This window comes from Pseudomonas sp. Sample_9, assembly GCF_004307535.1.
In the GTDB taxonomy this organism is placed as follows: Bacteria; Pseudomonadota; Gammaproteobacteria; order Pseudomonadales; family Pseudomonadaceae; genus Aquipseudomonas; species Aquipseudomonas mercuritolerans.
The window spans coordinates 2,381-10,094 of the sequence record NZ_RAZO01000081.1 but is presented as its reverse complement, the minus strand read 5'-3'; the positions used below and the strand labels follow the sequence as shown (position 1 = coordinate 10,094).

Genomic DNA, 7,714 nt, shown 5'->3' with positions numbered 1-7,714 from the left:
ACCCGCGCATCGAGGCGATTGGCGAGGTCGATACGCTGAACAGTCAGGTCGGCGTACTGCTGGCCGGTTTGATCGCCGAGCGAGAGTTGCATCCGGGGCTGAATGAAATCATTGAGGTGTTGGCGCCGTGTCAGCATCGCTTGTTCGACCTGGGCGGCGAGTTGGCGATGCCTGAATATCAGGCACTGAACGAGGCTGAAATCGAGCGTCTGGAAGCGGCGATTGATGTGTGGAATGAAGAGCTGGGGCCGCTGGAGAACTTCATCTTGCCAGGTGGTTCGATGTTGATTGCGCAGGCACATGTCTGCCGCAGTCTGGCGCGCAGTGCCGAGCGCCGCTGTCAGCATTTGAACTCGATTGAGCCATTGGCCGGGGTTGGCCTGGCGTATATCAATCGGTTGTCGGATTTGCTGTTTGTTGTGGCGCGGTTGATTGCGCGGCGGCAGGGAGTCGCGGAGATTCTCTGGCAGCCGGCTGCGAAACCTGAAGGAAAGTAGCGCCTGTCAGGACGCTTCGCGAGCAGGCTCGCCCCCACATTTGACTGCGTTCTGACTGAAGAAATGCAATCCACTGTGGGAGCGAGCCTGCTCGCGAAGAGGCCGCTAGCCTCAATCGAGAATCAAGCTTCTGGCCAAAACGCCCGAATCCCCGCCACACCCTGAGCCCCAACACCCCAAGCCTTCTCGCGTTCCGCCGGCCCTACTCCACCGAGCAGAAACACCGGTTTACTGAAATCGTCGATCAACGCCTGCGCCTGCTCCCACCCCAACGGCTGTGCATCCGGGTGCGTCAGCGTCGGCTGCACCGGCGACAGGGTGACAAAGTCGACGCCCATCTGCTCGGCCAGCGCCAGCTCTTCAGCGTTATGGCACGACGCCGCGAGCCAGCGCTCCGCCGGCAACGGACGTCCTGCCGCTGCGTATTTACGCAGCTGTGTCGCGGTGATGTGCCAACCGGCAGACGGGAAATCGCCGAGCCATTCGAACGGCCCTTTGATCATCAACTGTGCCTTGCCCGCACACAGGCCCACCGCATCGACCGCCAGATCACGGTATTTCGGGTCGTAGCCGTTGGGTGCGCGCAGCTGGATCAATTTGATGCCGCCGGCGATCGCCTTCTGAATGCCGCGCAACAAGGCCGGGCCTTCCAGATCCTCCGGAGTGATCAGGTATTCGGCAGGCAAACGCGCCGCCGCGACGATCGGCTGGTTGGCCGCCGGGAACTCATAGTTGATCAACTCCTTGGCGCTGACCCAGGCCAGTGGCTGACCTTCCGCGCCGTGGGGTTCGCCGCTGAACGCCGAGACTTCCCAGACATCCAGCAACACCTGTTTGTCCGGGTAATCGTGGCGAACCTTGATCAGCGGACGCGCAGCATCAACGACGATGCCCAGCTCTTCGTGCAGCTCACGAGCCAGTGCCGATTCGACCGACTCGTCAGCCTCGACCTTGCCACCGGGAAATTCCCACAAGCCGCCCTGATGCTGGGTGTCGGCACGGCGGGCGATAAGGATTTTGCCGGCGCCGTCACGAATGACGGCAGCGGCGACGTGGACGCGTTTCACGGGTTCAATTCCTCCAGTCCAGCCTTTTGCCACGCTTTGAAGGCGGGCCATTGGTAGACGGTTTCAACATAAGCTTCGTCGACTGCCGGCAACTTCACCTGATAGGTGCGCAGGCGCACGGCGATCGGCGCGAAAAAAGCGTCGGCGAGGCTGACACGACCGAACAGGTAAGGCCCCTCTTCCGTCGCTGCCGCGCGGCATTCGGCCCACAGCGCGAGCATGCGTTCGATATCGACCTTCACTTCTGGCGGCACCGGGTTCAGCGGTGCGTCCTGGCTCAGGTTGAACGGCATGTGATTGCGCATGGCGAAGAAGCCGCTGTGCATCTGTGCGCAGGCCGAGCGGGCCTGGGCGCGGGCGAAGGTATCGCTCGGCCAGAGTTGCTCGGACGGAAACTGCTCAGCGAGGTATTCAGCGATGGCCAGCGAATCGGCAATCGTGCCACGGGTGGTTTGCAGCAGCGGCACCTTGCCGGTCGGCGAATGCTTGAGCAGGCGCTCGCGGGTGTCGGGCTTGCCGAGCTTGATCAGCTCTTCGCTGTAGGGTGCGCCGGTCAGTTCAAGCGCCAGCGCCGCACGCAGGGACCAGGAGGAAAGCAGTTTGTCGCCGATGATCAGGTGCAGGGACATGGTGTGGCGCCTTTTCGTCAGAGGAAACTTCAAGATTTATTGTGTCGCAACCTCCGCTTTCGCGAGCAAGCTCGCTCCCACAGGTTCTGAGGTGTACACAACATTTGCGAACGGCCGTAACCACTGTGGGAGCGAGCTTGCTCGCGAAGAGGCCGGCAGCCCACTCCCACACCTTGAATCAAGTACGGTATTCAGCGTTGATCTTCACGTACTCATGCGACAGGTCGGTGGTCCAGATGATTTCGCTGCAATCACCGCGCCCCAGTTCGATGCGAATGGTGATTTCTTCCTGCTGCATCACCGCCGAGCCCTGGGCTTCAGTGTAGGTCGCGGCGCGGGCGCCACGGCTAGCGATGCACACGTCGCCGAGGAATACATCAATCTTGCTCACGTCCAGGTCCGGCACACCCGCACGGCCGACGGCGGCAAGGATGCGGCCCCAGTTCGGGTCGGAGGCAAACAGCGCGGTCTTGATCAGCGGCGAATGGGCCACGGTGTAACCGACGTCCAGGCATTCCTGGTGGTTGCCGCCGCCATTCACTTCAACGGTAACGAACTTGGTCGCGCCTTCGCCGTCACGCACGATGGCCTGGGCGACGTCCATGCACACTTCGAACACCGCTTGCTTCAGCTTGGCGAACAGCTCGCCTTCAGCGCGGGTGATCTCAGGCAGCGCGGCCTTGCCAGTGGCGATCAGCATGCAGCAATCGTTGGTCGAGGTGTCGCCGTCGATGGTGATGCGGTTGAACGACTTGTTGGCGCCGTCGAGCATCAGGTTGTGCAGCACCTCGCGGGAGACTTTGGCGTCGGTGGCGATGTAACCCAGCATGGTCGCCATGTTCGGGCGAATCATGCCGGCGCCTTTGCTGATGCCGGTGACGGTGATGGTCACGCCGTCATGCTCGAACTGGCGGCTGGCGCCCTTCGGCAGCGTGTCGGTGGTCATGATGCCAGTGGCGGCGGCTTCCCAGTTATTCTCCGACAGATCATCCAGCGCAGCTTGCAGCGCGCCTTCGATCTTCTCGACCGGCAGCGGCTCGCCGATCACGCCAGTGGAGTACGGCAGAATCTGGCTGGCATCGACGCCGGTCAGCTCAGCCAATTTAGCGGTGGTGCGCTCGGCGGCAGCCAGGCCCGGTTCGCCGGTGCCGGCGTTGGCATTGCCGGTGTTGGTCAGCAAGTAACGCACGGCGTTCTGTACGCGCTTTTTCGCCAGGATCACCGGCGCGGCGCAGAACGCGTTCAGGGTGAACACGCCAGCCACGGTCGAACCTTCAGCACAGCGCATCACTACCACATCCTTGCGCCCCGGACGCTTGATGCCGGCCGAGGCGATACCGAGTTCAAAACCGGCAACCGGGTGCAACGTTGGCAAAGGACCAAGACCAACAGCCATGAATGCGCTCCTTACTCAATGATGTCAGCACCGTCACGGAAAAGGACGGTGGGATAAATGGCAAAACGCCGCGACGGCAGGAGCCGGTCGCGGCGCGGGGTGTTCAGCGATTGAAACGGGTTTTACTGGATCTGCCCGTGGCAATGCTTGTATTTCTTGCCCGAACCGCAGTAGCACAGTTCGTTGCGGCCCAGCTTCTGCTCGTTGCGCACCGGGGCAGCGGCAGTGGCGAGAGCCACATCGACCTCTTCACCCAACGCTTCCGGCTGATCCAGCCCAGGCGCTTCGGCGTGTTCGAACTGCATGCGCGCAGCCAGTGCTTCGGCTTCCTGACGCAGGCGTTGCTCTTCGGCTTCCGGATCTTCGCGGCGCACCTGAACGTGCGAGAGCACGCGGATCGAGTCGCGCTTGATCGAATCGAGCAGCTCGGAGAACAGCGTGAACGACTCGCGCTTGTATTCCTGCTTCGGGTTCTTCTGCGCATAGCCACGCAGGTGAATGCCGTGACGCAGGTGATCCATGGTCGACAGGTGGTCTTTCCACAGGTCGTCGAGTACGCGCAGGACGATCTGCTTCTCGAACGAGCGCAGCGCCTCGGCACCGGCCTGATCTTCTTTCTCGTTGTACGCCGCCATCAGCTCGGTCATGAGCTTCTCGCGCAGGGTTTCTTCGTACAGGTGATCGTCTTCGTCGAGCCATTGCTGGATCGGCAGTTTCACGCCGAAATCGCTTTCGATCGACGCTTCCAGACCGGCAACGTCCCACTGTTCTGGCAGCGATTGCGGCGGAATGTGCGCGCTGACGGTAGCGTTGAGCACGTCCTGACGGAAATCGGCGATGGTCTCACCGATGTTGTCGGCGGCCAGCAACGTGTTACGCATGTGATAGATCACTTTACGCTGTTCGTTGTTGACGTCGTCGAACTCGAGCAGTTGCTTGCGGATGTCGAAGTTGCGGCCTTCAACCTTGCGCTGCGCCTTCTCGATCGCGTTGGTCACCATGCGGTGTTCGATCGCTTCGCCCGGCTGCATGCCCAGGGCTTTCATGAAGTTCTTCACCCGGTCAGAGGCGAAGATGCGCATCAGGCTGTCTTCCAGCGACAGGTAGAAGCGGCTCGAACCGGCATCGCCCTGACGGCCGGCACGGCCACGCAGCTGGTTGTCGATACGGCGCGATTCGTGACGCTCGGAAGCGATGACCTGCAAGCCGCCGGACTCCAGCACCTGCTGGTGACGCTTCTGCCAGTCGGCCTTGATCTGGGCGATCTGCTCAGGGGTTGGGTTTTCCAGCGAAGCGACTTCCACTTCCCAGTTGCCGCCCAACAGGATGTCGGTACCACGACCGGCCATGTTGGTGGCGATGGTCAGCGCACCCGGACGACCGGCCTGAGCGATGATTTCGGCTTCTTTTTCGTGGAACTTGGCGTTGAGAACCTTGTGTTCGATGCCTTCTTTGACGAGCAATGCGGACATGTGCTCGGAGGTCTCGATGGTCGCGGTACCCACCAGCACCGGACGACCGGCCGCCATGCTTTCCTTGATGTCGGCCACGATCGCCGCGTATTTCTCTTCGGCGGTGAGGAACACCAGGTCGTTGTAGTCTTTACGCGCCAACGGCTTGTTCGGCGGAATGACCATGACTTCCAGACCGTAGATCTGGTGGAATTCGAACGCTTCGGTGTCGGCGGTACCGGTCATGCCGGACAGCTTGGTGTACAGACGGAAGTAGTTCTGGAAGGTGGTCGAGGCCAGGGTCTGGCTCTCGGCCTGGATGTTCAGGCCTTCCTTGGCTTCGATGGCCTGGTGCAGGCCTTCGGACAGACGACGACCCGGCATGGTACGACCGGTGTGTTCGTCGACCAGTACGACCTGACCGTCCTGGACGATGTATTCGATGTTGCGGTTGAACAGCTTGTGCGCACGCAGACCGGCGTAGACATGGGTCAGCAGACCGAGGTTGTGCGCCGAGTACAGGCTCTCGCCTTCGGCCAGCAGGCCGACGCGGGTGAGCATTTCTTCGATGAACTGGTGACCGGCTTCGTTGAGTTCGACCTGACGGGTCTTTTCGTCAACGGTGTAGTGGCCAGCCTTGGTGACCTGGCCTTCGACTTCCTCGACGTGCAGTTCCAGCTGCGGGATCAGTTTGTTGATCTCGGTGTACAGCTTGGAGCTGTCCTCGGCCTGACCGGAAATGATCAGCGGGGTACGCGCTTCGTCGATGAGGATGGAGTCGACTTCGTCGATCACGGCAAAGTTGAGTTCGCGCTGGAATTTTTCATCCATGCTGAACGCCATGTTGTCGCGCAGGTAGTCGAAACCGAATTCGTTGTTGGTGCCGTAGGTGATGTCGGCGGCGTAGGCGGCGCGCTTCTCTTCCGGCGGCTGGAACGGCGTCACGACGCCGACGGTCAGGCCGAGGAATTCATACAGCGGGCGCATCCAGTTGGCGTCACGGCGGGCCAGGTAGTCGTTCACGGTCACAACGTGCACGCCCTTGCCGGACAGTGCGTTGAGGTAAACACCCAGGGTGGCCACGAGGGTCTTGCCCTCACCGGTGCGCATTTCGGCAATCTTGCCTTCGTGCAGGGTCATGCCGCCGACGAGTTGTACGTCGAAGTGGCGCATGCCCATCACACGCTTGCCGGCCTCGCGGGCTACGGCGAAGGCTTCCGGCAACAGCTTGTCGAGGGTTTCCCCTTTGGCAATACGGGCCTTGAACTCGGCGGTCTTGGCGCGCAATTGATCGTCCGAAAGGGCCACCATTTGCTCTTCGAAGGCATTGACGAGCTGCACCGTCTTGAGCATGCGTTTGACTTCACGCTCGTTCTTGCTTCCAAAAAGTTTCTTTAACAAAGGCGCAAACATATCGGCAGGATCTTCCACACTAAAGGGATGGAGGGCGGCCCCGTGAGTCGCCCGTGCAGCCCTCATGGCCGCATGCGAACGAGCATTCTACCCGGAAACGGTGGTGAGGAAAGTGGCGATGTTCCACGATGCTGGCACTGCGCTTTGACGGGGCTCACTTAAAATAGGGGCGTTTTGCTCAACTTCAACCCGTCGGGGGAAAGAAGTCAGGCGTTGATTTAATGAGCAAATCAGGGACAAAAGCAATGGCCCAGAGGTTCCGCAGCTTTCTGCTAACATGGCGCCTCTGTTATCTCAGGTGTTCAATCATGGCGTTTCGCCCTCTCACGGCCAGAGCACCCGCCGTTCTGTTACGTGAAGCCAAACCGCTCAAAGCCATCCTCGGCCATGCCCAGCGCCTGGAGCATTTGCAGCGCCTGCTCGAAAGCCAGCTGCAACCGGCCGCCCGCGAGCATTGCCGGGTGGCCAAATGGCGCGAAGGCGAGCTGTCGCTGGTGGTCACTGACGGCCATTGGGCGACGCGCCTGCGCTATCAGCAGAAACGCCTGCAACGGCAGCTGCAATTGTTCGAAGAGTTCGCCAACCTGACGCGGATCAAATTCAGCGTGCGCCCGCCGATCATTCAGCACCGGGCGGTTGGGCACACGATGGATCTGTCGAGCAGTGCGGCGGAGACGATTCAGTCGACGGCCGACGGGATCAGCGATCCGGGATTGCGCGCGGCGCTGGAGCGGCTGGCGGCGCATGCCAAAGGTAAAGCCTGAAGTAAAAGCAAAAGATCGCAGCCTTCGGCAGCTCCTACAGAATGAATGCATTTCAACTGTAGGAGCTGCCGAAGGCTGCGATCTTTGCTTTTAGCGGCGCTTGCTGCCGCCCAATAAAGACCCCATCAACCCGCGCACCAACTGCTTGCCGAGATTATTGGCCGCCTGACGCATCGCCGATTTCAACGCCTGCCCTGCCGCCGTGCCGAGGAATTCTCCCGCACGATCAGCCAGGCTCGGCTCTTCGGCTGCGGCTTTGCCTGCCTGTGTTTCGGCCTCGGGCGCCAGCCCTTTGCGTCCCATCAAGATCTCATAGGCCGACTCACGATCGATCGGCTTGTCATAGCGGCCCTTGAATGGCGAGCCGGCGATCAGCACGGTGCGCTCGGTTGCAGTCAGCGGGCCGATCCGCGACTGCGGCGGTGCCACCAGCACGCGCTGAACCATTTCCGGCGTGCCCTTCTCGGTCAGCGTGCCGACCAGCGCCTCACCAATAC

Annotated in this window: 7 protein-coding genes; 2 read left to right on the top strand and 5 right to left on the bottom strand. The window is 61.1% G+C overall.

Annotated features, from left to right (window positions below; all coding sequences use genetic code 11):
- Window positions 1-497: cob(I)yrinic acid a,c-diamide adenosyltransferase (locus D6877_RS04690; RefSeq protein ID WP_130910022.1), on the top strand; the 497-nt coding region annotated here is incomplete at its 5' end.
- A gap of 122 nt (window positions 498-619) precedes the next feature.
- Here D6877_RS04690 and D6877_RS04685 read toward each other — a convergent pair.
- The 4 genes from D6877_RS04685 to secA form a co-directional block, all read right to left on the bottom strand.
- Window positions 620-1,564, bottom strand: a complete 945-nt coding sequence (locus D6877_RS04685) for a Nudix family hydrolase (RefSeq protein WP_130910015.1) — start codon at window positions 1,562-1,564, stop codon at window positions 620-622.
- Complete coding sequence (locus D6877_RS04680; RefSeq protein WP_130888828.1) at window positions 1,561-2,193, bottom strand: glutathione S-transferase family protein; 633 nt, start codon at window positions 2,191-2,193, stop codon at window positions 1,561-1,563. Before D6877_RS04680 ends, D6877_RS04685 begins: the two co-directional genes overlap by 4 nt.
- 178 nt (window positions 2,194-2,371) lie before the next feature.
- A complete protein-coding gene (gene argJ, locus D6877_RS04675; protein ID WP_130910014.1) occupies window positions 2,372-3,589 on the bottom strand; it encodes a bifunctional glutamate N-acetyltransferase/amino-acid acetyltransferase ArgJ in 1,218 nt (405 codons plus the stop codon).
- A 122-nt stretch (window positions 3,590-3,711) separates the two neighbouring features.
- Window positions 3,712-6,453 (bottom strand): preprotein translocase subunit SecA, encoded by a 2,742-nt coding sequence (secA, locus tag D6877_RS04670; RefSeq protein ID WP_130910013.1) that lies wholly within the window; start codon window positions 6,451-6,453, stop codon window positions 3,712-3,714.
- A gap of 308 nt (window positions 6,454-6,761) precedes the next feature.
- On the opposite strand from secA, the gene D6877_RS04665 reads away from it, so the two are divergent.
- The gene (locus tag D6877_RS04665) at window positions 6,762-7,217 is read left to right on the top strand and encodes a DciA family protein (RefSeq protein WP_110646619.1); all 456 of its coding nucleotides are present in this window, start codon (window positions 6,762-6,764) and stop codon (window positions 7,215-7,217) included.
- A gap of 90 nt (window positions 7,218-7,307) precedes the next feature.
- On the opposite strand, the gene D6877_RS04660 is transcribed toward D6877_RS04665, so the two are convergent.
- On the bottom strand, window positions 7,308-7,714 hold a 407-nt coding region (locus tag D6877_RS04660; protein ID WP_130910021.1), incomplete at its 5' end, for a helicase HerA-like domain-containing protein.